Consider the following 24071-nt stretch of genomic DNA (forward strand, 5'->3'; position numbering starts at 1 on the left):
CCGGCATGGGCAGCAAGGGGCGGCCGTACCGCACGCTCACGATCGATGGCTTCGAGGTGCTCGTCGGCCGCGGCGACGAGGACAACGACGCGCTCACCTTCGAGGTCGCCGAGCCGCACGATCTCTGGCTGCACGTGGCCGGCGGCACGCCGGGCAGCCACGTGATCGTGCGCAACCCCGAGCGCGTGGAGGTCCCGCGCGAGGTGGTCGAGCGCGCCGCGGCGGCCGCCGCGTGGTACTCGAAGGCGCGGAGCGCCGCCAAGGTGGAGGTCCACGTCTGCCGGGCCGGGGACGTGAGCAAGCCGCGGGGCGCGCCCGCCGGGCTCGTTCAGCTCGCGCGGTGGAAGAGCGTGCGCGTGCGGCCGGAGATCCCCGGGCGCGATCCAGGGTAAGGCGAGCGCCGGGGCGTGGTGCGAGGGCGACGGCGAGCCGCGCAGGGGCGAGCGGCGGCTCGGTACGTCGTCGTGGGGGCTTCTGTCAGAGCTCGTTCGCGATCACGCACGCTCCGGCCTGGCAGGAAGCGGTGAGGCCGGAACACGGCGCGACGAAACACGCCACCTCGTCTCCCGGGCACTTGGGCGCGGGCGTGCCCGTGGGGACGGCATTGCAGTTGCAGCCTCCACAGTAATTGTCGACGAGGCTGCAGTCGTCGTCGGTCACGCACTGGCGCTTCGGGGCGGGCACGCACGCGGCCCTCCCCTTCCGTTCCTCGCAGACAAACCCGTCCATACAGCGGACGACAGCGCAGGTGAGGCGGCCGCTCGCGGGCCCCGCGAGCGCATCCGCCTGCTCGGAGAGGGCCTCCTCCTCGGCGCCATCGAGATCGCCCACGGGCGGGGCGCCGCACGCGGAGAGGAGCGTCGTGAGCGCCGCGGTCGTCGCGAGCAGCGCGCAAAGGTGCATCTTCATCGAGCGCAGGTTCGTGTCATGAAACATGATGTCTTCTCCCATCGTTCTGGTGAGGGGCGAGCCGCCGCTTCCACCCGGGGGCGGGCGCCTCGCCGTCGTCGATAGAGGAGTATGCGCGACGCTCGCCACATCTGACATCACGTGTCTTTTTCTTCTTCGCTGCGTTTCACCATGGCGGCAATCTGGCAGCGACAGCTGCTCGCCAGGCGCTCGCGAACAGCTAGACTGTCGCCGTGCAGCTTCGCATCGAAGGGGATCGTTTGACGCTCACCCTGGAGGGCGCCGAGCGGCTCTGGGCCGTGAGGCACCGGCCCATCGTGGTGCCCCGCGAGCACGTGGCGCGGTCGAGGGCCGAGGCGGCGCGCTGCGAGGCCGCTGCGCTCACGCGCAGAGCGAGGCCGCCCTGCTCCGTCCTCCGGGCCCGCTCCGCGCGTGCTCGCCGCCCCCGGCGGCCAGCGCCGCGAACCGCCGCCTGAGGCGGCTGCTCCAGGCTTGCACCGCGCAGGCGCTCATGCCGGTCCGCGCGCAGACCGAGGCGATCGGCTCCTCCTCGATGAGGAGCGCCTCGAGGAGCGAGAGCCCGAGGGGGCCCGCGAACCGCGCGCGGCGCCGGTGCAGCGCCCGGCCGACCCGCGCGTGAATCACCGGCGTGAGCGCGGCGATCACGGATCGGAGGGACCGAATCTCTCCGCCGAGCGCGGAGTTGAGGGCGGATGTCGTCATGTTGGCGTCGGGCAAGCGGATCTCCTCGGGCTGCGAGCAGGGGGGCGTCCTCGCTCGTCTCGCCATGCATCTGCCGTCCTCGCCCGCGTCCGCGGGTGTGCGCGCACGGAAGACAGGAGGCGGCAGAAGAAAGATGCGAGGCGGATGCGGCGGACGTGACCGCTCCGCGCCTCGCTCCGTCCTCCGGTGTTCGAGAACCCTGCGAGGCGCTCGGGCCTTGTCGTCCTAGCAGCCTGTGTGCCCGCGCCGGCGCCGCGGGCGAAGCGCGCTCCAGCGAGCGTGACGCGTCCCCCTGGCGAGCTCGTGCAACTCTTGCACGACCGGGCTAGGTAACTCTTGCCTGATCCCGGTAACTCCTGCACCCGGAGGGCGCTCCGCCCGCGCGCGGCGGCAGGGCGACGGCGAGCCGCCCCCTGGTAGCGAGCCGCCGCCTGGTCCCGAAGGCCGAGCTCGGGCTCCCAGGATCCGGCGCGGATGGCGGTCCGGGAGCGTCCGTGCGATTTGTGACGGCTGGCAGGGGCGGAGCGCAACCTGAGGGAGACGAGCTCCTTTCCATCACCCGCAGAGGACCCATGACCCACGCGTATCGACTCGCTTTCTTCTCGATTCTCGGCTGGCTGGTCGCTTGCAGCTCGACGGATCCCGATGTCACGTCGGGCGCAGGCGCGGCCTCTGGAGGGGCCACCGGAGGCAGCGGCGGAGGTACGGCCACGGGCGACGCCGGCACAAGCGGTGCCGGCGCGGGCGACGCCGCGACGGGCGGTGCCGGTGCGGGCGACGCCGGCACGGGCGGTGCCGGCGCGGGCGGTGCCGGTACGGGGGGAGTCGGGGGCTCCGGCGGGACCGGCGGATCAGCGACGCCGGTGGACGCCGCGGCCATGGTCCCCGACATGGGTATCGGGGCCAACATCGGCAACACGCTGGAGAACACGACCGACTGGGAGACGGGCTGGGGCCAGCCGCTGATCACGCAGACGTTCATCAACGGCATGGCCAACCACGGCATCAAGACGGTGCGTGTGCCCGTGGCCTGGGACACCTACGCCGTCAACGGCACGATCGACGCCACCAAGATGGCCCGAGTCAAGGAGGTGGTGGGCTGGATCGAGGCCGCCGGAATGTACTCGATCGTGAACATCCACTGGGACGGGGGCTGGATCTACAACGAGGACAACGCCGATAAGTACAAGCTCACCGACGAGGTCAAAACCAAGTTCGCGTCCTACTGGACCCAGATCGCCACGGCTTTCAGCGACGTCGGTCACAAGCTGATCCTCGAAGGGATGAACGAGGAGGGGAACTACTGGGTCAACGGCGTTCACGACGGCGGGACGCCGGACTACGCCGCCCTGAACGAGATGAACCAGCTCTTCGTCACCACCGTGCGCGAGCAGGGCGGCTACAACGCGAGCCGCGCCCTGCTCATCTCCGGCTTCGTGACGGATATCGACAGGACGTGTGTGAGCGATTTCAAGGTGCCGGCCGATCCGGCCGGCGCGAAGAGCCTCTTCCTCTCGATCCATTACTATACGCCCTACACCTTCTGCGGCCTCGACACGGTGGAGAGCTGGGGCTCTCCCAAGACGACGTGGGGCACGGAGCCCGAGAAGGCAGAGCTGAAGAGCAAGTTCGACACGCTCGGCGCGTTCAGCGCGCAGCGGAGCCTCCCGATCATCCTCGGCGAGTTCGGCGTCACGCTGGGCACGAACTACCCCCGTGAGGCGGCGTCACGGACGCTGTGGATGCGGTCGGTGGTGGAGGCGGCGCGGTCTCGCGGCGTCGTTCCCGTGCTGTGGGACACGGGGACGGACATCAAGCGCACGGACGGCTCGTTCTCGACGGAGTGGCAGGCCGTCGTGAGCGCCGTCAACCGGTAGTCGGCGCCGCTGGCGCTCCGGCGCCGGGGGCGCGGCGCGCCCCCGGCCGTCGCTTTGTCCGGCCATCGCGAAACTGGACGGTCGCGCGAAACCTTCAAACCTGGCCCGCGTACCTGGGGTGGCTGGACGACATGGATCGGTCCAGACCACATCAAGGAGAGGGGCAATGTCATCGACACGCAACGTCGGGATGGCGAGGGTTTCTGCGTCCGCCGTGCTGTTCTTCGCCGCGGGGGCGTTCGCCGCGTGCGCCGTCCCCGAGGGCGCTGAGCCCTCGGGCGATCATGAGGGCTCGGAGCCCTCCGGCGATCCAGGTGAGCCGCAGGCCGAGGCTGAATCGACGGCCGAGGCGGACAGCGAGCTCAAGGTGAACGACTGCGTGAACCCGCACCCGTTCGCCGGCTGCAACGACGCGGCCGTCCAGAGCTGCGTTTGCGCGGCGGACCCATACTGCTGTACCACCCAGTGGGACTCGATCTGCGTCGCAGAGGTGACGAGCCTCCATTGCGTACCGCCGTCCGCGGCCGTCATCGGGCGCCTGCAGTGCGCCGCGCCGGACGGCGCGGGGACCATCACGAGCGCGCTCGCGTTCGCGCCGATCAGCATTCCCGGCCTCGGGAGCGGCGTGACGGACGCGAACGGCGATTTCAGGATCCCCATCTCGTCGACCGCGAGCGCGAGCGTGCACCTCGACGTGACGTACGACGGCGTCGTGAGCTCGAGCGGCGTGACGACGCCGCTCACGATCATGGACGACCTGCACGCCCCACGCGGCCAGGGGGTCGATATCGCCGGCAGCCCGCGCTCGAGCGGCGATCTCGACGTCGACGTGGTCACGCTGAGCGGCGTCGACTGCGAGCTCTGGCGGCTCGGCGTCGATACGCTGCGCGACTTCCACGCTGCCCGCGGGGCCCAGCCGCCCGCGCACGCGCTGCGCATGCTGCGCTGGAGCGGGGTCTACCTGGGCACGCCCTTCACGTTCTACGACTACATCAACATTCGCACGGACTTCCTCACGAGCACCTGGGGGAGCACGGCCGCGGAGCGCCGGCGGGTCATCACCCACGAGTTCGGGCACAGCGTGCGGCACGTCGCCGACGGGGATCTGAACCACTGGAATGGTGACGACGTGGCCTATGTCTATGGGCGCTCTCACGACGGCTCCGAGATCGCCAACCAGGGGTACGCCTTCAACGAGGGCTTCGCGGACTACTGGGAGCAAGCCCGGGCCGGCGCGCGCGGCCGCCTCTGCGGCGGCGGGGCCGCGTGCCCGTCGAGCCAGTACCGGGACTGGAACGAGAAGCGCATCGCCAACGCGCTGCTCGATCTCTCCGATATCGTGGGCGACAGCGCGATGATCCAGGTGCTGGAGGCGAACCCCGGCGCGATCCACAGCCTTTACGAGTTCCAGGCGCGCCTCCACGTGCAGAACCCTGCCGTCCCGGCCCCCGCCGCGGTGCCGGCCTGCCCGCCCGGCTTCAGCGATGATGGCGCGACGTGCTCCTCCACGGTCAGCAAACCGAGCTACGGGCGCGGCGTCGGCACGGCGCCGACGCTCTGCGGCGCGGGCCAGCAATACGACGCGGGTCTCTGCTATCCGGCCTGCGCGTCGGGCTACTACGGGGTCGGCCCGGTGTGCTGGCAGAGCTGCCCGGCCGGGTACACGGACGACGGCCTCACGTGCCGGCGCGACGCGCAGATCATCAACGCCAACAACTCCGCGTGCCCCTGGTATGACGCCTGCGGCCTGACCTTCGCCAAGGGCTGCTCCACCTGCCCGCCGGGGTATAGCAACGACGGCTGCACGTGCCGTATCGACGCGCACATCTTCGGAAAGAGCTCTTACGGGCGCGGCGCCGGCTCCGTGCCGACGAGCTGCGGCGCGGGCCAGCAATACGACGCGGGTCTCTGCTATCCGGCCTGCGCCTCCGGCTACAGCGGCGCGGGCCCCGTGTGCTGGGGGAGCTGCCCGGTCGGTTACGTCGACTTCGGCGCGACGTGCACGAAGGTCATCTCGAAGTGATCGACGGACCGCTTGCCTCCTCGAGGGCAGCGGGAGAGCGCTGAGGCCTCCACGTCGCCGTCGCATCCTGGCATCGGAGCCGCGCCCGGCGGCGGCGTCACCGCCTGCGCTTCGCCAGGCCGTAACGGTTCATCTTCAGCACGAAGGTCCGCAGCGGCATGTGGAGCGCCTCCGCCGCCCTCGTCTGCACCCCGCCCACCGCGGCGAGCGCCTCGGCGATGCGCGTGCGTTCGAGCTCCCTCACCTCCTCGGCGAGCGGCCGGAACGTCCGGCCAGCACCCCTCGCGGAGGGCGCCGCGCGGGAGGCCGGCGCCACCGAGGGCGGGATGCCCTCGGGGCGCGGCGGCCCGGCCGCGAGCGCAGCGGGCAGGTGCCCGCGCTCGACGATGCGCACGCTGACCGTCGCGGCGATGTAATCGATGACGTTCTTCAGCTCACGCACGTTGCCCGGCCACGCATAGGCCGTGAAGAGCTCCGTCGCCTCCGTCGACAGGACCATCTCCTCGCGCCCCGCGCGCGCGCACGCGTCGGCCAGGAACGCCCGCGAGAGCGCGAGGATCTCCCGGGGGCGCTCCCGGAGAGGAGGCAAGATCACCGTGGCCGCGCCGAGGCGATAATAGAGATCTTGCCGGAAGCGGCCCGCCTTGACCTTCCCCGCGTCGCAGCCGTCCGCCGGCGCCGTCGCCACGCCGACCTTCGGCGCCGCGGCGACGGCGTGCACGGCGTCGACGAGCCGCTGCACGGCGTGGCCCGCCGCCGTAGCGTCCGCCTCGGGCAAGAGCACGAGGAGGCGGTCGTCGGCCTCGAAGCCCGCGAAATCGGTCACCGGGAGCTCCCGCTCCAGCGCGCCGGCGACGACCTCGCGGGCCGAGGCCGCCCCGAGCTGGACGGCGATCACCGTCGCCGGCCGATCGTGGCGCAGCGCCCTGTCGATCTCCCCCTCGATCCTCCGCCGCAGCTCCGCGATCTCGAGGACCTGCCGGCTCTTCGCGGGGCGCGGGCACCGCATCACCACGACGGCCTCGCCGATCGACACCACGTCGCCCGAGCCGAGCGGCCTCGCGCCGTCGACGCGGACGCCGTTGAGCAGGGTGCCGTTCCGGCTGCCGAGATCGACGAGCTGCGCGCGCCCGTCGAGCAGCACGATCTTCGCGTGCTCCCGCGACGCCGAGGTGTTGCGGAGGCGCACGTCGGCCCGGGGCCCGCGGCCCAGGAGCACCACGCCGCTCCGCGGCAGGCGGAGCACCGACGAGGAGCTCCCCTGCACCACGAGCAGGTACGAGCCGCCCTCGTCGGCCCCGCGCGGCGCCTCGTTCGATGCAGCGGACGCCCCCCAGCAATGCGCGATTCTCGATCGGCCGCCGCCTCGGCGAGGGCGCGTTCGGCGCCGTCTACGAGGCGCAGGATCGCGAGCGGGGGGCGCGCGTCGCATTGAAATCGCTCCACCACCTCGACCCGGTCGCGCTCTACCGGTTCAAGCGCGAGTTCCGCGCCCTGTCCGAGGTCGTCCATCCGAATCTGGTCGCGCTCCACGAGCTGTTCTCCGAGGACGATCGGTGGTTTTTCACGATGAACCTCATCGAGGGCATCGATTTCCTCTCCTCCGTGCGCGGCTCATTGGCCCGCGGCGCCCAGCCCCTCCGCGCCCAGCCTCGCGCAGGACGACCCGGACGCGACGGAACCGGACCTGTCGGCGGCGCGGCCCCATCCGGCCGCCGGCGACGCCGGGCGCGACCCGGCCGCCGCTCCGCCGCCGCCCTGGGGGCCGCTGAGGAGCGCGCTCCTCCAGCTCGCCCAGGGCCTCGCCGCGCTCCACGCGGCCGGCAAGCTCGATCGCGACCTCAAGCCGTCGAACGTGCTGGTGACGCGCGAGGGGCGCGTCGTCATCCTCGATTTCGGCCTCGTTGCGGAGCTCTCGAGCGGCTCCATCGACCAGAGCGGCAGCCGCGGCAGCGCCGGCGCGCCGCCGCTCGCCGAGGCGCGCCCGGGGCCGCCGGCCGGGAGCGGCGCGCCGTTCGTCGGGCGGCAGCGGCACATCGACGCGCTGCGCGGGGCGTTCGAGCGGGCGAGGGGAGGGCGGGCGACCACCCTGCACATCCACGGCGCGTCGGGCACGGGCAAGACCGCGCTCGTCCGGCGCTTCCTCGACGACCGCGCGCGCGTGGATGACGCGGTGATCCTCGAGGGCCGGTGTTACGAGCGGGAATCCGTCCCCTACAAGGCCGTCGACAGCCTGATCGACGCGCTCAGCCGCCACCTCTCGCGGCTCCCCAGGCTGGAGGCCGCCGAGCTCATGCCGCGCGACGTCCACGCGGTCGTGCGCCTCTTCCCGGTGCTCGGGCGGGTCGACGCGATCGCCCGGGCGCCGCGGCGCGAGATCGAGCCCCCGGACGCCCGGGAGCTCCGCCGGCGCGGGTTCGCCGCGCTCCGCGAGATCCTCGCGCGGATCGCGGATCGACGGCCGCTCGTCCTGTTCATCGACGACCTCCAGTGGGGGGACGCCGACAGCGCCGCGCTCCTCACCGACGTCCTCCGTGAGCCCGACGCGCCCGCGCTCCTGCTGCTCCTCTGCTACCGGAGCGAGGACGCCGAGCGGAGCGAGCTCCTCGCGCGGCTGCTCCCGCCAGCCCCGAGCGACGGGGACGAGGGCGACGTGCGCTCCCTGGCCGTCGGCCCGCTCACCCCCGAGGAGGGGCGCGCCCTCGCGCTGGCCTTCCTCGAAAGCGCTCGGGGACATGCCGCATGGACGGGCCACGTGAGGTGAGGTTCCTTATCGGATCGTATCAGGCCGCGGCGCCGGGCGGCCATGCCGAACCGTGGACCGTGACGTCCGGACCGGGCGGTACGCGGCGCGCGGAAGCGGAACGCGGAACGCGGAACGAGACAACCGGCGGCTCGTCCTGTGCCGCCCAGCGCTTCGAGGGGCTCCTCGACGCTGATTGACAATGCCCCGGCGGCTCCCGCATCCTGGCCACCCCGCGACCCCCGAGGCCTTGAGCCGCAGGAGATGCAATGAGCACCGTCCTCCACCGTCTGGAACAGTGGGCTAACGAATCTCCTGACGCGCCGGCCCAGCGCTTCAAATCTCAAGGCGAGTGGAAGACGCTGACCGCGCGCGAGTACCGTGACCGGGTTCACCACCTCGCGCTGTTCCTGGAGTCCAGGGGCTTCGACGCGAGCCAGGTCGGCGCGATCCTCTCGTACAACTGCCCGCAGTGGGTCCACGTCGACCTGGCGGCGCTGCTCGTCGGGAGCAAGTCGGCGGGCCTCTACCCGAACTCCACCGCGAAAGACATCCAGTACATCCTGAACCACACCGAGGCGACGCTGCTCTCGGTGCAAAACAAGGAGTACTTCCAGAAGATCTCCGGAGAGAAGGGCGAGTATTCCGTCCCTGACAGCGTGAGTTGGATCCTCGTCTTCGATGGCGACACATCGATCTCTCCCAAGGCGATCTCCTACGAACAGGCCCTGGCCGAGGGCCGCGCGCTCGCGGGGCAGCCGGGCGCGAAGACGTTCGCCGACTACCTGGCGAAGATCGACCCCAGGGCCGGCGCGTTCCTGATCTACACCTCGGGCACGACGGGCAACCCCAAGGGGGCCATGCTCTCGCACGACAACCTGGCTTACACGGCCGACATGGCCGTGAAGTACTGGAACCTGCCGTTCGCGCGCGGCACGATGTTCTCGTTCCTCCCGCTCTGTCACATCGCCGAGAAGCTGCAGTGCGTCGGGGCGGGTCTCACCCAGCGCTACACCGTCAACTTCTGCTCGAAGTTCGAGAACGTCTCGATCGAGCTCCCCGAGGTTCAGCCCACGCTGCTGCTCTGCGTGCCGCGGCTCTGGGAGAAGATGATGGAAGGCGTGATGGCGAAGGTGCGCGGCGGCAAGGGCGCCAAGAAGAAGCTGGCCGAGTGGGCGCTCGCCGTGGGCGCCCGCGTGGCCCAGGCGAAGTACGCGCAGCGCGCGCCGAGCGCGCTCGACGCCTTGCAGCTCAAGCTCGCCGACAAGCTCGTGCTGGGCAAGGTGCGCGCGGCGCTCGGCCTGGGCAAGGCCGAGGTGCTCGCCTCGGGCGCGGCGGCGCTCGCGCCGCACATCTCGACGTGGTTCCGCGCGCTGAACCTCGAGATCCTCGAGGACTTCGGCCAGACGGAGTCGACCGGCGTCATCTGCATGACCGAGCCGGGCATCGAGAGCGCGGGCACCGTGGGCAAGCCCGTGCCGGGCGTCGAGTTCAAGCTGGCCGAGGACGGCGAGATCTTGACCCGCGGCCGGCACGTGTTCGTGGGTTACTACAAGGACAAGGCGGCGACGGAGGCCGCGCTCGAGGACGGCTGGCTGCACACGGGCGATCTCGGCGAGTGGAACGACCGCGGACAGCTCAAGATCCGGGGCCGCAAGAAGGAGATCCTCAAGACCTCGGGCGGCAAGATGATCGCGCCGCTCCCGATCGAGGAGAGGCTCAAGGCGGCGGAGATCATCAGCCAGGTGTGCATGGTGGGCGACGGCCGCAAGTACCTCTCGGCGCTGATCACGCTGACCGAGGGCAAGCTCGCCGAGCTGAAGGATCGGGGCGCCCTGAGCAGCGACGCCGCGATCACGAGCCCCGAGGTGGTCGGCCAGGTGAGGGTGCACGTCGACGCCCTGAACGCGGAGCTCGCCAGCTTCGAGCAGATCAAGCGGTTCACGGTCCTCGGCCGCGAGTTCTCGGTGCAGGACGGCGAGATGACGCCGACGCTGAAGATGAAGCGCAACGTGATCGAGCAGCGCTTCCGCGGGACCATCGACGAGATGTATCCCGCCGAGTGAGCGGGGGCCGCGGGCCCCGCCGGCGGGCGGTCGGTCGACGAACGCGCCGCGGCGCTCGCCCGGCCCTGGGAGAGGCGCCCCGCGGCGCGTTCGTCGACCGACCGCTCGATCAGAGAATGTCGGGCTGTCGCTCATCTCCCGAAGGGATGCGCGCGGCCCTTTCATGTGGGAGGGAAAAGCCATGAGTTCACCGAGAAGCCATCTCGTGCTCGTGCCGGGTTTTGCGGGCTTCGATATCCTGGGTTCGATCGTCTATTACAGCGGTGTCACGGAGATCCTCCGAAACTCCGATACCGGGCCGTATCAAGGCCCGCTCTCGGTGCATTGCTTCCCCAACCTGCCCACGGCGAGCGTGGACACCCGCGCGCACGCGCTCCTCCGCTGGCTCGCGGATCGGTTCAGGCAGGGGGTGTTCCACGGGGGCGCGGGCCGTGGCCAGCGGGACTGCGTCCACCTCGTGGGCCACTCGACCGGCGGGCGGGACATCAAGACGCTGATGCTGCTGCTCCTGGCCGAGACCGAGCAGAAGGGGTCTGTCTACGGCGTCCCGGTGGAGCGCATCCTCGAGAGCATCTGCTCGATCCAGTTCCTCTCGACGCCGCACCGCGGGACGAACCTCGCCCACGTCTTCCACCGGAGGCAGCCCCTCCTCACAGGCCTGGCCGGGGCCCTCCACTGGTGGCTCCGCCTGGCTGGCCCGAAGGACGCGAGCTCCGCGGCCCGCCGCGCGAAGACGCTCCTGCAGGTGTTCGGCCAATCGGACGGCATCGTCCGCGCCGCCCTCGACACGATCGAGCGCTTCCACGCGTTGCCGTGCGACGACCTCGCCAGGGCCGAGGCGCGCGGCGAGTACTTCAACGTGCTCCGCTGGCTGCTGCACGTCGCCGAGGACACCGAGGCCTTCGAGGATCTCGATCCCCTGCCGCTGTCAGGCCAGTCGTCGCGCGAGGAGCGCTGGTCCAAACATGGCCTGTCCGCGCGCGGCATCGGCGCCTGGCCGCGCGAGCTCGCGGCCTCCGTCAAGAGCGCGAAGCAGGCAAGGAAAGCGAGCCTCCTCGGGGCGGAGCTCGAGGAGGAGCTGAGCGCGTACTACGAGCAGCGGGGCATCGCGCTCCGGTCGATCGTCACCCGGGCGAAGCGCGATCCCGGCGGCCCGTTCCTGGGCGCCTTCGGCATCTTTCACGGCATCACGGCCAACATCAAGGATCCGAAGGTGGTCGAGGCCCTCGGGCCGTCCTGCTCCGTGCCACGTTTCGACGACCCGACCCAGACCGAGTCGCTCGATCCGGAGATGAACGACGGGATCGTCAACTGCGTATCGATGGTCTATCCCGACACGAAGCGCAGCTTCCTTGTCGACGCCGACCACGCCGACGTGATGGGCCACTATCGGTTCATCGCCCCGGAGGACGGCGACGGAGCGGACCCGAAATACGGCGGATACGACCTGTTCCAGTCCCGGTCGACCTTCGATCAGGCCGAGTTCGACAGGTTATGGAGCAGCATCGGGCAGTTCGCCATGAACAGCGACAGGTGCGCCGCCGCGGCGCGCCGCAGCTCGGCCGTCGCCTCCGTGGAGGTGCCGGCGGTGGTGCCGGCCTCGGCGCCCGCGGTGGTGCCGGCCTCGGCGCCCGCGGTGACCCATTTCCGCGCCGAGCCGTCGGACCCGGAGGGCGGCGCGTAGGCGCCCCCCATCGCCGGGGGGCGCCCAGGCCGCCTTCGTGAATCAGGCCTTCGCGAGGTAGGCTTCGAGCTCGTCGGCGCCGCCGATGTGCTTGCCGTCGACGAAGACCTGCGGGGTCGTGCCCTTGCCGCTCACCGCGCGCAGGCGGCGCGGCGAGGCCGCCACCTCCTCGTAAGGAATCTTCCGCGCGTCGAGGAGCCGCTTCGCCTTGGTGCAGTAGCCACAGCCCGGCTTCGTGAACAGCAGCACGTCGTGCGGCGACTTCGACGACGGATCCAGGTACTTCAGCATCGTGTCCGCGTCCGACACATCGAAGGGATCGCCCTCCACCTCGGGCTCGATGAACATCTTCTTGATCACGCCGTCGTCGACCAGCATCGAATAGCGCCACGAGCGCTTGCCGAAGCCGAGGTTCGCCTTGTCGACGAGCATGCCCATCTTCTCGGAGAACTCCCCGTTCCCGTCGGGCAGGAACTGGATCTTGTCCGCCTCCTGCGCCTTGCACCACTCATCCATCACGAACGCGTCGTTCACGGACACACACGCGATCGTGTCCACCCCGCGCCGCTTGAACTCCTCCGCGAGCTCGTTGTAGCGCGGCACGTGGCTGCTCGAGCAGGTCGGCGTGAAGGCGCCCGGCAGCGCGAACACCACAACCTTCTTGCCAGCGAACACGTCCTTGGTGGTCACGTCCTTCCACTGACCGTCGATACGCGTACGAAACGTGACATCCGGAACGCGCTGCCCTTCGAGGTTCTTCAGCATGACAGTCGTACTCCTCCCGTGCTCTTCTCGTTGCCATCCGCGACGGCAACCTTGTCCAGCGTCGTGCGGCGCTCCACGCGGCGCTCTCGGGCCGGCGAGAACGTAGCCCCGAGCTTCGACGCCGGCCAGCGCGACGGCGAGCCCGACCGAGGGCCGCGCGGCGATGGCGAGCCCGACCGATGGACGCGCCGCGAAGGCTGCTCGCCCGGGCGACGGCGCCAGAAGAGGCGCCCCGCTGGGCAGCTGCAGCGCCGCCGCGGGGCGAGGCGTCAGCCGCTCCGCGCCAGATCCACCGCGCGCCAGAGGTACCAGCTCGCCACCGTGCGGTACGGCTTCCACCGCGCGCCGCGCTTCTCGAGATCCGCGCGCGCAGGCGGCTCGGGCCGCTTGAACGCGAGCGCGAAGCCCTTGCGGATACCGTAGTCGTCCACGGGCAGCACGTCCGGGCGGCCGAGGCGGAACATGAGGAGCATCTCCACCGTCCACCGGCCGATGCCGCGCACCCGCGTGAGGCGCTCGATGATCGCCTCGTCCTCCATGCCGTGGACCTCGGCGAGCGTGGGGAGCTCGCCGTCCTCCGTCTTCCGCGCGAGGTCGCGCAGCGCGAGGAGCTTCGCCTGCGAGAGGCCGGCGCCGCGGAGCTTCTCGTCGGAGGCGCGCAGGAGCTGCGCGGGCGTGGGGCCCTCGTGCGCTCGCGGGAAGAGCGCGCGCACGCGCGCGAAGATGGTCGCGGCGGCCTTGCCGGTGAGCTGCTGGTAGACGATCGACTCCGCGAGCGCGAGGAAGAGGCTCGACGTCCTGTCGATCCGCAGGGCGAACGGCCCGACCGCGTCGATGACGCGCGCGAGCGCCGCGTCGGACGCGCGCAGGTGCTCGACGGCGGCGCCCGGATCGAAGCCGAAGTCGCCGCCGGGCGCGGCTTTGGGAGCGCCGCGCGCCTGGCCGCCCTCGATCGCGAGGAGGCGGAGCTTCGTCGTGACGCCGCCGTTCGCGGAGAAGCCGCCGGCCTTGCCGCCGGCCGCGAGCACGCGGTGGCACGGGACGATGATCGCGAACGGGTTCCGCCCGAGCGCCTGCCCCACGGCGCGCGCCGAGCCGACCGCCCCGAGGCGCGCCGCGACTTCGCCGTAGGTCAGCGTCGCGCCCGGCGGGATGGTGCGCGCGACCTCGTAGACGCGGCGGTGGAACGGCGGCACCCGATCCATGTCGAGCGCGACCGCGGACAGGTCGCTCGCCTCGCCGCGCAGGAGCGCGACGATCGCGTCGACCGCGCGCTGCACCTCGGGCGGCGGCGCCGCCGCCTGGGCGCCCGGGAGGCGCTGGAGCAGGCGCGACCGCGTCTCGGGCTCGCGCGCCTCGGGGAGCTGCAAGGCGGCGACGCCGCGCTCGCCCCACGCGATGCCGCAGCGGCCGATCGCCGTGTCGAACAGGAGGAAGCCGTGTGCCGTTGCTGTCATGGGGTCCTCGCGGGCAGGCGGGGCGCCCGCGTCCGGCGGCCATCCTAGGAGCGCGCGGCGAGGCGATCTTGGAAGATCTTGCGATCCCCCCTCGCCGCCTTCCGGAAGCCGCGGGGCGAGACGCCGGCCGCGCGGTGGAAGGTGCGGACGAAGTTGGAGAGGTCGCCGAACCCGACGTCGAGCGCGATGTCGGTGATCGACCGGGCGCCGTCGGCGAGGAGGCGCGCCGCGCGGCGCAGGCGGGCGCGGACCAGGTACTGGTGCGGGGTCACGCCGACGACCTTCCCGAAGACCCGCAGGAAGTGGAACGGGCTGAGCCCGACCTCACGCGCCGCGCCCTCGAGGTCGATCGGCTCGTGCGCGTGCTCGTCCAGCCAGAGCGCCGCCTCGACGGCGCGGCGGCGGTCGCGCGCCCCGGTGTCCGGCGGCCTTCGCTTCCGGCCGGAGGCGACCTCGACGAAGCGGGCGGCGAGGAGCACCCCCACCTCGTCGACGCCGATGTCGCTCCTGCCCTCGGCGGCCGCCTGCGCGAGCTCGCCGAGCACCATCAGCTCGGGCACCGGCGGCAGGCCGCCGGCCCGGAACGCGCCGTCGCCGTCGCCGAGGGCCTCGACGAGCGCCGGCGCGAGCTGGAACGACAGGCACTCGTCCCCGACGACGTGCTCGTGCGAGCACGTGTACTCGTCGCCGGGGTGGCCGACCAGGAGCGACCCGGCCACGAGCTCGAACGCCTCCCCCCGGACGCGGTAACCGAAGCTGCCCTTGCGCACGTAGGAGACGGAGAAGCCGCGGTGGAGCTCGGCGAACGGCGCGTCCCCGGGCCCGGAGCGGCACCGGTAGTCGACCACCGAGATGGCGTCGCCCCGCACCAGCGTCGTGACGTCCATGGGTCACCGAATGTACTTGCGGCGGCGAGGCCGAGCAACGCGCCCCGCGCCCGTGCTGCGCCGCCGCGCGGCGCCGCGCCCGCCGCAGCGCCTCCGGGATGGGTTGCGCGACGGCCTCGCTCACGTACTGACGACGTCTTGATCGGACACGTTGAGCGTCACCCCTGTCGGATCGGACGTCGCGACGGCGCTCTGGGCCGCTATCGCGATCTCGGCAGGAGCCAGCCATGCGGGCGGGGCGCCCGGCACCTCGACACCGACGACGACACGCACCGCCGCGAGCGCTGCTGCCTCCGCGAGCGGGAAGCTGCGCCGCCAGACCAGCGAGCACGATTGCCGGTCGCCGTCGACGTGCAGCGTGTCCAGCACGAGATCGAGCGGCTGCCCCTCCGTGACGCCGAACGCGGAGAGGCCATGGACGCGCGCGAGGGCGCGCGCCCCGGGGAGCCGCGTCCGCAGCGCTGCGAGCGTCGGGTGGAGCCCCGTGAGCACGAGCCACTCGTCGCCGACCAGGGCTTCGACGCGCTGATCGGGGGGGGCCGCCTGGAAGTAGCTCCAGTCGAAATCGTCGGGGATCTCGAGGATGGGCCCCTCGAGCGCCTTGTGGGGCGTACGCCCGAGCAGCCGCCTGCGCGACGGCCACACGCTCCCGAGCGGCGCGAAGCCCGCCGGGTGGTCGCGCCGCGAGGGATCCAGGACGGCCGGGCGATCGGTGCCGAACGGGTTGTCGGCCATGCCGATCCCCCCGAATGCGCGCTCGTAGGCGAGCGGGATCGCCTTCTCCGCGCCGCCGGGCTCGATCGAGAGCGCCTTGTCGAGGATCGGGCGCTCGCCGGCGAAGAGCGCGAGGCGCACGGAGAAGGGCGCCGCAGGCGGGCCCGGCGGCGCGTGCGCGTGGCCCGTGAAGAACACGTCGATGCGCGCGAGGTAGGGCGCGAGATCGCTCGTCAACCGGACGCTGCGGCCCGGGTGGTTGTGATGGTGGATGTCGGCATCGATGATTTTTTGCGGCTCGACGGGAATCATCGGTGCGCCGTCGACGAAGGCGAAGGTCGCCTTGGCGATCACCGTGAGGTGGAGCCGCCCCCGCGCGCGCCACATCACCGCCGCCGCCGCCGTTCCGGAAGGCGCCGCAATCGCGCTGGGAATGGGCGGGGCCTCGGACTTCACCGCGCCATGAGAGCACCGGGGCGTCGCGAGGGTCAAGCCTCGCCGCGCCGCGCCACCGACGCGTCGTCCGACGTTCGCCTCTCCGCCCGCCGAGGAGGATCATCGGCCTCGCAGCGCGGGTGAAAGCGGTGGAGTCCAGCGACGACCGCAGGATCCGAATCCAGCGAGTCGCCCTATCCATCCATCGGTGTCGGACATCGCGCTCGGCGAACGACGAGTTCCCTTCGTGCCGTCGCGGGAGCGCAGGAGCGCCGGACCCTCCTCGCCTGCGGGCGGGCCTCAGGCCGTGTCCTCGAAGCCGGGGAGCGGCTCGTAGTCTTGAGTTGCGTCGTCCTCCTCGCCGGGCTCGGCGCAGGCCGGCTCGTCGCCGTCCTCGCCGGCGCCGCCGGTACCGTGGAGCAGCCCATCGAACGGCCCGGGGAGCGGCTCGTCCTCGTCCGCCTCGAGCAGCGCGTCCATGCCCTCCACCTCGCCGGTCTCCAGGTAGCGCTCCCACGCGACGGGGTGATCCCGGGCGCAGAGCGCCGAGAGCGCGGCGACGCCGAGGCGCACGATCGGCTTCCCATCGGTGCTGCTGCGGGGCCGCGCCCTCAGATCGCGCGGGGCGTATACCGTGAGCTCGAGGGGCGCCACGTCCGCCACGTGGTAGTGGACGTACTCCCGGAGCTCTCCGCCCTTCTGGATCGTCACGCGCTCCCGGTCGAACGTCCAGCCGAGCGCCCGCACGTGCCGCTCCAGCGCCTCCTCGTCGGCGGGGAACACGTGCAGATCGACGTCGCTGCCGCGGCGGATATGGCCGGTGGAGACCGAGCCGATGAGCCGCGGCGAGAACGGCGCGAGCGCGCGCATGGCCTCCAGCGCCACGATGCGCAGCGCGAAGAGCCGGCGCGTCCGCTGGCTCCCCTCGGCGCGCTCGGTGAAGAGGAGCAGCGCCTCGCGGATCTCGCCGTTCGAGGGCAGGTCCGCGGGCCGGTAGCGCGCTCGCCGCCCCTCCACCTGGCCGAGGATCCGCTTCGCGGCCATCCGCTTGGCGGTGAAGTACTGGTCCACGCCTTCCTCGTACATGAGGCGCGCGGCCTCCGCGGCGATGCGGACCCGCAGCCCGCCGAAGCGCTCGGCGCTCATCGGGCCACCCGCGCCGCGCGCGCTGCCGGCGCCTCCGCCGCCCGCGCCGGCGCTTCCGTCGCTTGCGCCGGCGCCTCCGCCGCCTCCGCCGCCCGCGCCGGCGCCGCGGCGACCGCCGGCTCGAGGGCTTGCCGCAGCCGGAGCATCGCGCCGCCGACCACCCGGCCGCCCCGAGGCGCCCCGAACAGGCGCTTCTGCACCACCTGCTGCGCCACGCCGAGGCGGCGCGCGATCTCGCCCTGCGAAAGGCCGTCGAAGAAATACGCCTCGACGACCTCCCGCTGCTTCGCCGTCAGCGCGGTCTCGACCGCGTCCCGCACCGCGGCGCAGAGCCGCGCTCGCCCGGGCGGCTCGGCCTCGCCGCCCCAGAGCCGGCGATCGTCGCCCCAGCGGTCGACGTCGTCGCAGAGGACCTCCCGGCGGACCTTGCGCTCAGGCGAGCGGCTCCTTTCGCAGGTCATCGGAGGGGGCGGGCTCGCCGCCGATCGAGAGCAGGGTCCAGTCTGCGCCGTCGAGCAGGAGCTCCACGGCGGCCTCGGGGCGGAGCACGGTCGCCTCGGGCGAGCGGCCGCCGACGTCCCAGCGGCGGAGCCGCGCGAGGTCCGCGAGCGCCTTCGTGCGCCGCAGGCGCCGCCGGGTCGCGCCGGGCGCGCGCAGCAGGTGGAGGTGGTGCCGCACGAGCCAGACGATCCGCGGGCACACGAGCTCCGCGAGCACGTCGGCCCCCTCCTCGGCGTGGTCGGCGCAGGCGAACGCCTTGCCGACGTCGTGGAGCAGGGCCGCGGCCCAGAGCGAGCGATCCGCGGTCTCGCGGCGGGCCAGGTCGAAGACCTGCAGGGAATGGAAGAGCGCGTCGCCCTCGGGGTGCCAGCGCGGATCCTGCGGCACGCGGTCGAGGGCGAGGAGGAGATCGAGGAGGTCCTTGTGCATCGATGGGAGGGCGGTCAGGCCGCCCGCGGGCTGCGGGCGAGCGGTGCCCCTTCACCCTGGGGCGCGGTCACACCCACCGGGAGGCCCCGCGCGCCGGGCGAGCCGAAGCATAGCGCGGGCGCCCCCTGCGCCAGGAGTCAGGGAGTGAACAGGGTGGCCGATCGCTTCCTCGGCGGCGTGAGTTGCGCGGCCGTCTCCGCGGTCTGACGTGTGCCTGGGGCCTCCAGGCGGACCAGCCTGAGCACGGTGCCCCCGACGATGATCTGGCCGTTTTGCGGGAGCAATGCGCTCGTGATGCGCTGATCGTCGATCGTGGTCCCGTGCGTGCTTCCCTGGTCGATCACGCGCACCTCATCCGCTCCGACGACGATCGTCGCGTGCTTTCGCGACACCTTCGGATCATCGAGGCGGATGAAGCAATCGGGCTCTCGCCCTACCCTGAACTCTCCAGGCCGGAGCAGGAACCGCCGACCCGCGAGGGGCCCGTTGCACACGAGGAGCTCGTAGGCGATCGAGGTGTTCCCGCCCGACGCCGGGATGGTGGGCCGGAGCGGGGCCTTCGCGATGCGCAGCCGCCCCTCGTACTTCTGCGTCCACATCTGCGGGGTTTGCCGGCCTCCCTCGGCCTTGATGCTCGCTTGCACGTACTCGCAGAGCTCGTGGACATCGACGTATCCGTCTCGGTCCAGATCGGCTGTGCCGGTCGACAGGCCCTCGACGATGTGGCGCGTGAAGATCGACTGCGGGGGCACCCCCACGGGCTGGTCAGCCTGCCACGCCAGCTGAACCGACGTCGTGGCGGAGATCACGACGCGACCCGAGCCGTCTCCCATGAACGTCCCGGCGATGTCGACGCTGTCCTGCTCGCTCTTGGCGGAGTTCTCGTACGCGCCGCTGTAGCAGCAGTCGAGGATCAGGACGATGCGCTTCGCGGGGCACTGATCGATCTGGCGGCTGATCCACGCCGCGTCGACCGAGGTCGCGCTGAAGAGCTCTTTCTCCGTGTCGTGTGTGGCGAGGTGGAGGTGCCCCCAGTCGTCCTTCAGGCCATGACCGGAGTAGTAGAGGACGAGCAGATCCTCCGGATGGCGGCGATGGAAGAGCGCGCCGATGGCCTTCCGGACTTCGAGCTGACTGCCGTCGACGCAGAGCTCGACGCGAAAATCGCCGATGTCCGGGTTTCCCATCGTGTCGGCGAGCTTCGATGCGTCGAGGGCGGGCGCCTGAAGCGAGCGCAACCTGCCGTCCGCGTACATTCCGTTCGCGATGATGAGCGCGATGCGGTCCCGTCCGCCCAGCACAGGATCTCTGTCCAAGGCTGTCATTTGATTGCGCTGATGCGGCGCGCGAGGTCGAGCACTTCCTTCTCCCCGAGCGGCTTGTCCGATGTGAACTCGACCTCCAGACCGTTCTTCCCCCGGATGCGAATCCGGCGCCTCGGCGCGCGGACGACCCACTCATTGACGAGCTGAATCACCTGGGGAAGCACCGCGGGGAGCGCGGCGAGCGCGATGGCGCCGACGGTGAAGGCGTCTCCCTTCGCATTCTTGGGGAGGTGGCCTTCAACGGCGCGGCGCGGGGTCGCGCCTGCGGTGCCGATGTCGCGCATCAAGCTCTCGAGCATCGTGTCCAGCTGGTCGGCCTCGACATCGGCGTCGTGAAATTTGAACTGCATGTCCATTGGCCATGCACCTCCTCGCTGTTACGAGTCGCCGAGGAGCGTATCAGCGCTCGCTGGCAGGTGCCAGCCGCGCGGGTCGGCGAGCCCGCGCGCGGCGCGCGCCGCCATCCTCGATCTGCGAAGCGCGCCTGAAGCCCTCTTCGCGATCGTCCAGCACATCTCATGTCCATGCTGATCCATCCGTGAGAGCCCTGGCGGATCCGTGCAGGCCGGTCAGCCGCGAAGTTGCTCCTCGTGCTTCGTCGTGACTGTAAAGCCATCAAGATGGCGTCTCCGTGGTCGGCTATCCTGCCCCTCGTGCTCTCCCGCGCCCGCCCCTCCGACGCCGCGATCCGCGCCTTCCTCGCTCGCCAGGCGGGCCGGCCGCTCTCGTACGCGGAGGTCGGCTGCACCGGCGCCGGCGATGGCCGCCCGCGGCCGCCTGCCGGCTTCAACGTCGACCACCACCGCGCGGTGCTCGGCCAGGGCGCCGCGCTCTTCGACCGCGCTGTCGAGGCGATGCGGCGCTGGGCGCAGTTCCGGCTCGGCTGGGTCGAGCTCTGCTATCCCGACGCTCCCCTCCAGGCCGGCGTCACCGTGGTGATCCTCGTCCGCGTGCTCGGGATTCACTGGCTCAACGCGTGCCGGATCGTTTACACGGTCGATGAGACGAGCGGCCCTGTGCGCCGGTTCGGCTTCGCCTACGGGACGCTGGAGGAGCACGGCGAGCGCGGCGAGGAGCGCTTCCTCGTCGAGCACGACGAGCCTTCCGGCGAGGTCGCCTACGACATCTTCGCCGTCTCCCGGCCGAACCACCTCCTCGCCCGGCTCGGCTTCCCCTACGCGCGCCGGGTCCAGGGGCGGTTCGCCCGCGACTCCATGCGCGCCATGCGCAGCGCCTCGACCTCGCCGCCGTGAGGCGCGCCGGGAGCAGATGCCTGCGGTGCCTCGTCCGGAAGTAACCCAGCATGCAGATCTGCCTGCGCCGCCTCATCCGGAAGTACGCCCTCCGTGCAGCGTCATCAGCACCTCCGGAGCATCGGTCCGTGCTGAGCACGTGCTCGAACAGGCCCTCCAGGCCGGAGCTCTCGATAGCGGTCGTCGTCGTCGCAGAGGACCTCCCGGCGGATCTTGCGCTCAGGCGAGCGGCTCCTTTCGCAGGTCATCGGAGGGGGCGGGCTCGCCGCCAGGCGAGAGGAGGGTCGACCAGGAGACGACCGTCGCCGCGGACGTGCTGCTCGACGTCGATGTCTCCGTGCCGGGCTGCTGATGCCGTACCGCCCAGGTTCGTTCCTGGTTTCAGGTTCGTTCCTGGTTCCATGAGAGAAGAAGCAACACGGTGGATGAGCCGCGCACACGTCCGCCGTGCTCACCCCGAACCGCGTTCCTGCACCACAAAGGAGCTCGACCAGGGGCGATCGGGCTTTCCCATCTGAGCCGATCAGGCTGTCCGCACGGCGTCACCGCATGCACCCCGCTTGCACCGCACGACCCCGGCTCCATGGGTCTTGGCATGGGTCCCACCGCCTCCATCGAGCGGCAACTGTCCACCAACGCACAGGGCCCCGACACCTCGATCGTCGGGGCCCTCCTCGCCGCCCTGCCTCCGCTCTCGAACGTCCAGCGGCAAGCCTTTCGTCAGCAGTTCACCCTCGTGCAGTGCGACGCGCTCGGCGCGCTCGCGGAAGCGCCCGACGTCTACCGCGAAGCGCTCGCCTGGCTCCGCCCGATCGACCGCACGCTCACGCGCCATTCCCTGCTCGTGCGCCGCTAAGGCCGCGTCCGCTTCGCCTGGTTGCTCGAATGCATCCGCGATCTTGGCGAGGCGCTGGAGATTCGCCGCGGCGACATCCTGTCCGGCAGACGCGACGCGCGGACCGAGCGCGTCCGACGGGCCGCCGTTCGCATCCGGGAAGAGCTCATCGAGGCCATCAGCGTCCTCGCCGCGGGCGAGGAGCGAGAGAGCGAACGGCTCGCCGCAGCGGCAGGCGCTGCCGATACGCCGGAGGAGCTCGGTGCGTCGCTCCACGCGCTGGCGCGGCTCGCCGAAGGCTGGACCGGCGTCGTGCTCCGATCGACCGGCGTGGTCTACGACGTTCGCAAGGCGCACCCGTACATGGTCACCATCGATTGAGTGCGATCATCGAACGACGGGGGGAGGGCAAGCCTGGTGGGGCCACAGCAGGTGTGGCGCCATCGCAGCCCGGACGGCCGCTTTACCGGCGATCGCATTGGCGCCGCCGAAGAACCGCCCCGGCGCGGGCTGGGAGCCCCTGCTCGGGCCCGTGACGCGGGCAGGCGCGCCGCTCCCGTTGCCGTCGCTCGCGGAGCTGCGCGCCGATGCCCCGAGCCCGTGCCTGGCATCCTGTTTCGTCGCCAACCGCCGCTCAGAGCCCGTCCCGAGGGCCGTTGGACCACAACAGCTCATGATGCTGTCCGCGCGCCTCCTTCAAACAATAGCGCCCCCCGCGCGGCGGATCGCCGCGAGGGCGCGTTCGCCGTCGCCCGCTACGAGATCTACCGCGCGCGTCGCTTTGGCGAAGACGACCGTGTCGAAGCCGAGCCGGATGGCGTCGAGCGCCGTCTCCTTGACGCAGTAGTCCGTTGCCAGTCCAACGATGACCACGCGGCGCGTGCCACGAGCTCGCAGCTCCGCTTCGAGCCCGGTCTCGCTCGTGAGCGTGCCGCTCGTCGGATCGCGCGTGGCGAAGCCGGAATAACCGTCCTCGCCGCCCACCCCCTTGCGGATGATCGTGCCGGCGGCCTCTAGCGCCGGGTGGAGATCGGCTCCCCAGCTGTCCTGCACGCAGTGCACCGGCCAGGTCCCACCATCTTTCTGAAAGTGCGGCGTGCTCGGCGGGTGCCAGTCCTGCGTGTAGAGGACGGGCGAACCCGCCTGACGGGCTCGCGCGATCTCCTGGTTGATGAGCGGCAGCACTTCCTCGGCGCCGCGCACATAGAGGCTGCCCTTCGGATCGGCGAAGTCGTTTTGGACGTCGACGACGATCAGCGAAGTCGCCGGGTCGTACACCACCGTCAAGGGGTGCTCTGCCATCGCGAATCACCTGACGCTGAACCCTGTGTGCTTGTGGTCGCCCGGAAAGGCGACGCCGGCTCTGCCCGTCGGGCCCGTGCTCTGGCCACCATAGCGTGAACATCTTGGCCTTCTGGAAAGATTTCAACGCGCAGACGGCAGCAGACTGTAGCAGAGCGCGAACACGACGCAGATCCATTGACGAGCATCGTGCCGTGATTACTCAGGGTGACGCGGGGTCGGGGCCGACGTGGGGCCGCCATGCTGATGAAGTGACCGGGTGCCGCTCCGCAGGCGGCCTGTGCATGGGCCGGAGCCTCGCGGGGCCCGGACCCCGCTTCGAACTGCAGGACATCATCTGAGGGGGCACAGCCAGCGGACGGGCTTTGCCACTGAAAGGAGGTGAGTTGGGTATGGCCAATCTGGTTCGCAGGATCCGTGATCGAGAGCCGACCCTCTTCAGGCGATTCGATCCGTTTCGGAGTGTTTGGGATCTCATGCGTTGGGATCTTTTCCGCGATCTGATGCGATGGGATCCTTTCGGCGAGGTTCCGCGGTTCGAGCGTCCCTGGGGTACGTCCTACCTGCTGGAGATGGAGGTGAAGGAGACCCCCGATGCGTTCGTCATCCACGCCGACGTCCCTGGTGTGGAGGAGAAGGACATCGACGTGTCGATCGCGGGCAACGTGCTCACCGTGAGCGGTAAGCGCGAGGAAGAGGCGCGAGATGAGGGCGACCAGTACGTCTCTCACGAGCGTTCGTACGGCAGCTTCTGCCGATCATTCACGCTTCCCGAGGGGAGCGATGCGGAGAACGTGGGCGCGGACCTCAAGAACGGGGTGCTGACGGTTACCGTACCGAAGAAGGCGGACGTGCGCTCGCATCGGATCCCGATCGGCGCCAAGGCCAAGAAGGCGGAGCCGCAGCTCGAAGCCAATCAGCAGGCGAAGGCGGCATGATGGGTCGCGCGGTTTGCCTCAGCGGCGACTCGCTCGCCGCTGAGGCAGCTCGCCAGAAC

At 71.2% G+C, this 24071-nt stretch carries 23 protein-coding genes and 1 pseudogene; 11 read left to right on the plus strand and 13 right to left on the minus strand.

Translation table 11 applies throughout. The features are described from left to right. The first annotated feature begins 5 nt into the window (after nt 1–5). Nucleotides 6–392 (plus strand): NFACT RNA binding domain-containing protein, encoded by a 387-nt coding sequence (locus WME73_RS05030; RefSeq protein ID WP_437744383.1) that lies wholly within the window; start codon nt 6–8, stop codon nt 390–392. 85 nt (nt 393–477) lie between these two features. On the opposite strand, the gene WME73_RS05035 is transcribed toward WME73_RS05030, so the two are convergent. Then, nucleotides 478–936, minus strand: coding sequence for a hypothetical protein (locus WME73_RS05035; RefSeq protein WP_437914925.1), 459 nt, complete (start codon nt 934–936; stop codon nt 478–480). 354 nt (nt 937–1290) lie between these two features. Further along, nucleotides 1291–1698: a hypothetical protein gene (locus WME73_RS05040; RefSeq protein WP_437914926.1), complete on the minus strand. Its 408-nt coding sequence runs from the start codon at nt 1696–1698 to the stop codon at nt 1291–1293. Nucleotides 1699–2204: 506 nt separating this feature from the next. On the opposite strand from WME73_RS05040, the gene WME73_RS05045 reads away from it, so the two are divergent. Continuing rightward, nucleotides 2205–3509, plus strand: a complete 1305-nt coding sequence (locus WME73_RS05045; protein ID WP_437914927.1) for a glycoside hydrolase family 5 protein — start codon at nt 2205–2207, stop codon at nt 3507–3509. Between the two features lie 166 nt (nt 3510–3675). Continuing rightward, nucleotides 3676–5532 carry a hypothetical protein gene (locus tag WME73_RS05050; protein ID WP_437744387.1) on the plus strand — a complete coding sequence of 619 codons (1857 nt, stop codon included), beginning with the start codon at nt 3676–3678 and terminating at the stop codon, nt 5530–5532. 97 nt (nt 5533–5629) lie between these two features. On the opposite strand, the gene WME73_RS05055 is transcribed toward WME73_RS05050, so the two are convergent. Next, nucleotides 5630–6799 carry an FHA domain-containing protein gene (locus tag WME73_RS05055; RefSeq protein ID WP_437914928.1) on the minus strand — a complete coding sequence of 390 codons (1170 nt, stop codon included), beginning with the start codon at nt 6797–6799 and terminating at the stop codon, nt 5630–5632. A gap of 50 nt (nt 6800–6849) precedes the next feature. Here WME73_RS05055 and WME73_RS05060 point away from each other — a divergent pair. The 4 genes and pseudogenes from WME73_RS05060 to WME73_RS05075 all read left to right on the plus strand — a co-directional run. Continuing rightward, nucleotides 6850–7083: pseudogene (locus WME73_RS05060) on the plus strand (protein kinase domain-containing protein); the annotation flags it as partial. 217 nt (nt 7084–7300) lie between these two features. Further along, nucleotides 7301–8296: an AAA family ATPase gene (locus tag WME73_RS05065; protein ID WP_437917350.1), complete on the plus strand. Its 996-nt coding sequence runs from the start codon at nt 7301–7303 to the stop codon at nt 8294–8296. 248 nt (nt 8297–8544) lie between these two features. Then, nucleotides 8545–10341 (plus strand): AMP-dependent synthetase/ligase, encoded by a 1797-nt coding sequence (locus WME73_RS05070; protein ID WP_437914929.1) that lies wholly within the window; start codon nt 8545–8547, stop codon nt 10339–10341. A gap of 181 nt (nt 10342–10522) precedes the next feature. Further along, a complete protein-coding gene (locus WME73_RS05075; RefSeq protein ID WP_437914930.1) occupies nt 10523–12025 on the plus strand; it encodes a hypothetical protein in 1503 nt (500 codons plus the stop codon). Between the two features lie 42 nt (nt 12026–12067). Here the strand turns inward: WME73_RS05075 and WME73_RS05080 are convergent, their stop codons facing one another. From WME73_RS05080 to WME73_RS05120, 9 genes are all read right to left on the minus strand, one after another. Next, complete coding sequence (locus WME73_RS05080; protein ID WP_437744392.1) at nt 12068–12790, minus strand: glutathione peroxidase; 723 nt, start codon at nt 12788–12790, stop codon at nt 12068–12070. A gap of 269 nt (nt 12791–13059) precedes the next feature. Beyond that, nucleotides 13060–14247 carry a methylated-DNA--[protein]-cysteine S-methyltransferase gene (locus WME73_RS05085; RefSeq protein WP_437866433.1) on the minus strand — a complete coding sequence of 396 codons (1188 nt, stop codon included), beginning with the start codon at nt 14245–14247 and terminating at the stop codon, nt 13060–13062. Between the two features lie 44 nt (nt 14248–14291). Next, complete coding sequence (locus tag WME73_RS05090; protein ID WP_437866445.1) at nt 14292–15134, minus strand: helix-turn-helix transcriptional regulator; 843 nt, start codon at nt 15132–15134, stop codon at nt 14292–14294. A 120-nt stretch (nt 15135–15254) separates the two neighbouring features. Further along, entirely contained in the window at nt 15255–16304 is a 1050-nt protein-coding gene (locus WME73_RS05095) for a DUF2169 domain-containing protein (protein ID WP_437914931.1), read from the minus strand. Between the two features lie 279 nt (nt 16305–16583). Continuing rightward, nucleotides 16584–17429: a nucleotide-binding enzyme gene (locus WME73_RS05100; RefSeq protein WP_437914932.1), complete on the minus strand. Its 846-nt coding sequence runs from the start codon at nt 17427–17429 to the stop codon at nt 16584–16586. Further along, nucleotides 17426–17890: an RNA polymerase sigma factor gene (locus WME73_RS05105; protein WP_437914933.1), complete on the minus strand. Its 465-nt coding sequence runs from the start codon at nt 17888–17890 to the stop codon at nt 17426–17428. Before WME73_RS05105 ends, WME73_RS05100 begins: the two co-directional genes overlap by 4 nt. After that, on the minus strand, nt 17862–18359 hold the full coding sequence (locus tag WME73_RS05110) for an HD domain-containing protein (protein ID WP_437761427.1): 498 nt from the start codon (nt 18357–18359) through the stop codon (nt 17862–17864). The genes WME73_RS05105 and WME73_RS05110 overlap by 29 nt, the downstream gene beginning before the upstream one ends. A gap of 137 nt (nt 18360–18496) precedes the next feature. Further along, on the minus strand, nt 18497–19675 hold the full coding sequence (locus WME73_RS05115) for a caspase, EACC1-associated type (protein ID WP_437744399.1): 1179 nt from the start codon (nt 19673–19675) through the stop codon (nt 18497–18499). 5 nt (nt 19676–19680) lie between these two features. Further along, nucleotides 19681–19968 carry a hypothetical protein gene (locus WME73_RS05120; RefSeq protein WP_437914934.1) on the minus strand — a complete coding sequence of 96 codons (288 nt, stop codon included), beginning with the start codon at nt 19966–19968 and terminating at the stop codon, nt 19681–19683. Between the two features lie 336 nt (nt 19969–20304). On the opposite strand from WME73_RS05120, the gene WME73_RS05125 reads away from it, so the two are divergent. The 3 genes from WME73_RS05125 to WME73_RS05135 all read left to right on the plus strand — a co-directional run bounded on the left by WME73_RS05125 (nt 20305) and on the right by WME73_RS05135 (nt 22153). Beyond that, complete coding sequence (locus WME73_RS05125; RefSeq protein ID WP_437744401.1) at nt 20305–20937, plus strand: DUF1990 family protein; 633 nt, start codon at nt 20305–20307, stop codon at nt 20935–20937. A 595-nt stretch (nt 20938–21532) separates the two neighbouring features. Then, nucleotides 21533–21793: a hypothetical protein gene (locus tag WME73_RS05130; protein ID WP_437744402.1), complete on the plus strand. Its 261-nt coding sequence runs from the start codon at nt 21533–21535 to the stop codon at nt 21791–21793. 21 nt (nt 21794–21814) lie between these two features. Then, nucleotides 21815–22153, plus strand: coding sequence for a hypothetical protein (locus tag WME73_RS05135; RefSeq protein ID WP_437744403.1), 339 nt, complete (start codon nt 21815–21817; stop codon nt 22151–22153). A 315-nt stretch (nt 22154–22468) separates the two neighbouring features. On the opposite strand, the gene WME73_RS05140 is transcribed toward WME73_RS05135, so the two are convergent. Next, nucleotides 22469–23074, minus strand: a complete 606-nt coding sequence (locus WME73_RS05140) for an isochorismatase family protein (RefSeq protein ID WP_437744404.1) — start codon at nt 23072–23074, stop codon at nt 22469–22471. Nucleotides 23075–23466: 392 nt separating this feature from the next. Between WME73_RS05140 and WME73_RS05145 the strand changes: the two genes are divergently transcribed. After that, the gene (locus tag WME73_RS05145) at nt 23467–24012 is read left to right on the plus strand and encodes an Hsp20/alpha crystallin family protein (RefSeq protein WP_437914935.1); all 546 of its coding nucleotides are present in this window, start codon (nt 23467–23469) and stop codon (nt 24010–24012) included. The last annotated feature ends 59 nt before the right edge of the window (nt 24013–24071 follow it).

The sequence above is a fragment of the Sorangium sp. So ce302 genome, assembly GCF_051530145.1.
Taxonomy (GTDB): domain Bacteria; phylum Myxococcota_A; class Polyangia; order Polyangiales; family Polyangiaceae; genus Sorangium; species Sorangium cellulosum_B.

Coding starts and splice junctions, on each gene's coding strand:
- WME73_RS05030 (WP_437744383.1), top strand. CDS start 6: ATGGGCAGCAAGGGGCGGCCGTACCGCACGCTCACGATCGATGGCTTC.
- WME73_RS05035 (WP_437914925.1), bottom strand. CDS start 936: ATGTTTCATGACACGAACCTGCGCTCGATGAAGATGCACCTTTGCGCG.
- WME73_RS05040 (WP_437914926.1), bottom strand. CDS start 1,698: ATGGCGAGACGAGCGAGGACGCCCCCCTGCTCGCAGCCCGAGGAGATC.
- WME73_RS05045 (WP_437914927.1), top strand. CDS start 2,205: ATGACCCACGCGTATCGACTCGCTTTCTTCTCGATTCTCGGCTGGCTG.
- WME73_RS05050 (WP_437744387.1), top strand. CDS start 3,676: ATGTCATCGACACGCAACGTCGGGATGGCGAGGGTTTCTGCGTCCGCC.
- WME73_RS05070 (WP_437914929.1), top strand. CDS start 8,545: ATGAGCACCGTCCTCCACCGTCTGGAACAGTGGGCTAACGAATCTCCT.
- WME73_RS05075 (WP_437914930.1), top strand. CDS start 10,523: ATGAGTTCACCGAGAAGCCATCTCGTGCTCGTGCCGGGTTTTGCGGGC.
- WME73_RS05080 (WP_437744392.1), bottom strand. CDS start 12,790: ATGCTGAAGAACCTCGAAGGGCAGCGCGTTCCGGATGTCACGTTTCGT.
- WME73_RS05085 (WP_437866433.1), bottom strand. CDS start 14,247: ATGACAGCAACGGCACACGGCTTCCTCCTGTTCGACACGGCGATCGGC.
- WME73_RS05090 (WP_437866445.1), bottom strand. CDS start 15,134: ATGGACGTCACGACGCTGGTGCGGGGCGACGCCATCTCGGTGGTCGAC.
- WME73_RS05100 (WP_437914932.1), bottom strand. CDS start 17,429: ATGAGCGCCGAGCGCTTCGGCGGGCTGCGGGTCCGCATCGCCGCGGAG.
- WME73_RS05105 (WP_437914933.1), bottom strand. CDS start 17,890: ATGACCTGCGAAAGGAGCCGCTCGCCTGAGCGCAAGGTCCGCCGGGAG.
- WME73_RS05110 (WP_437761427.1), bottom strand. CDS start 18,359: ATGCACAAGGACCTCCTCGATCTCCTCCTCGCCCTCGACCGCGTGCCG.
- WME73_RS05120 (WP_437914934.1), bottom strand. CDS start 19,968: ATGCGCGACATCGGCACCGCAGGCGCGACCCCGCGCCGCGCCGTTGAA.
- WME73_RS05125 (WP_437744401.1), top strand. CDS start 20,305: ATGGCGTCTCCGTGGTCGGCTATCCTGCCCCTCGTGCTCTCCCGCGCC.
- WME73_RS05130 (WP_437744402.1), top strand. CDS start 21,533: ATGGGTCCCACCGCCTCCATCGAGCGGCAACTGTCCACCAACGCACAG.
- WME73_RS05140 (WP_437744404.1), bottom strand. CDS start 23,074: ATGGCAGAGCACCCCTTGACGGTGGTGTACGACCCGGCGACTTCGCTG.
- WME73_RS05145 (WP_437914935.1), top strand. CDS start 23,467: ATGGCCAATCTGGTTCGCAGGATCCGTGATCGAGAGCCGACCCTCTTC.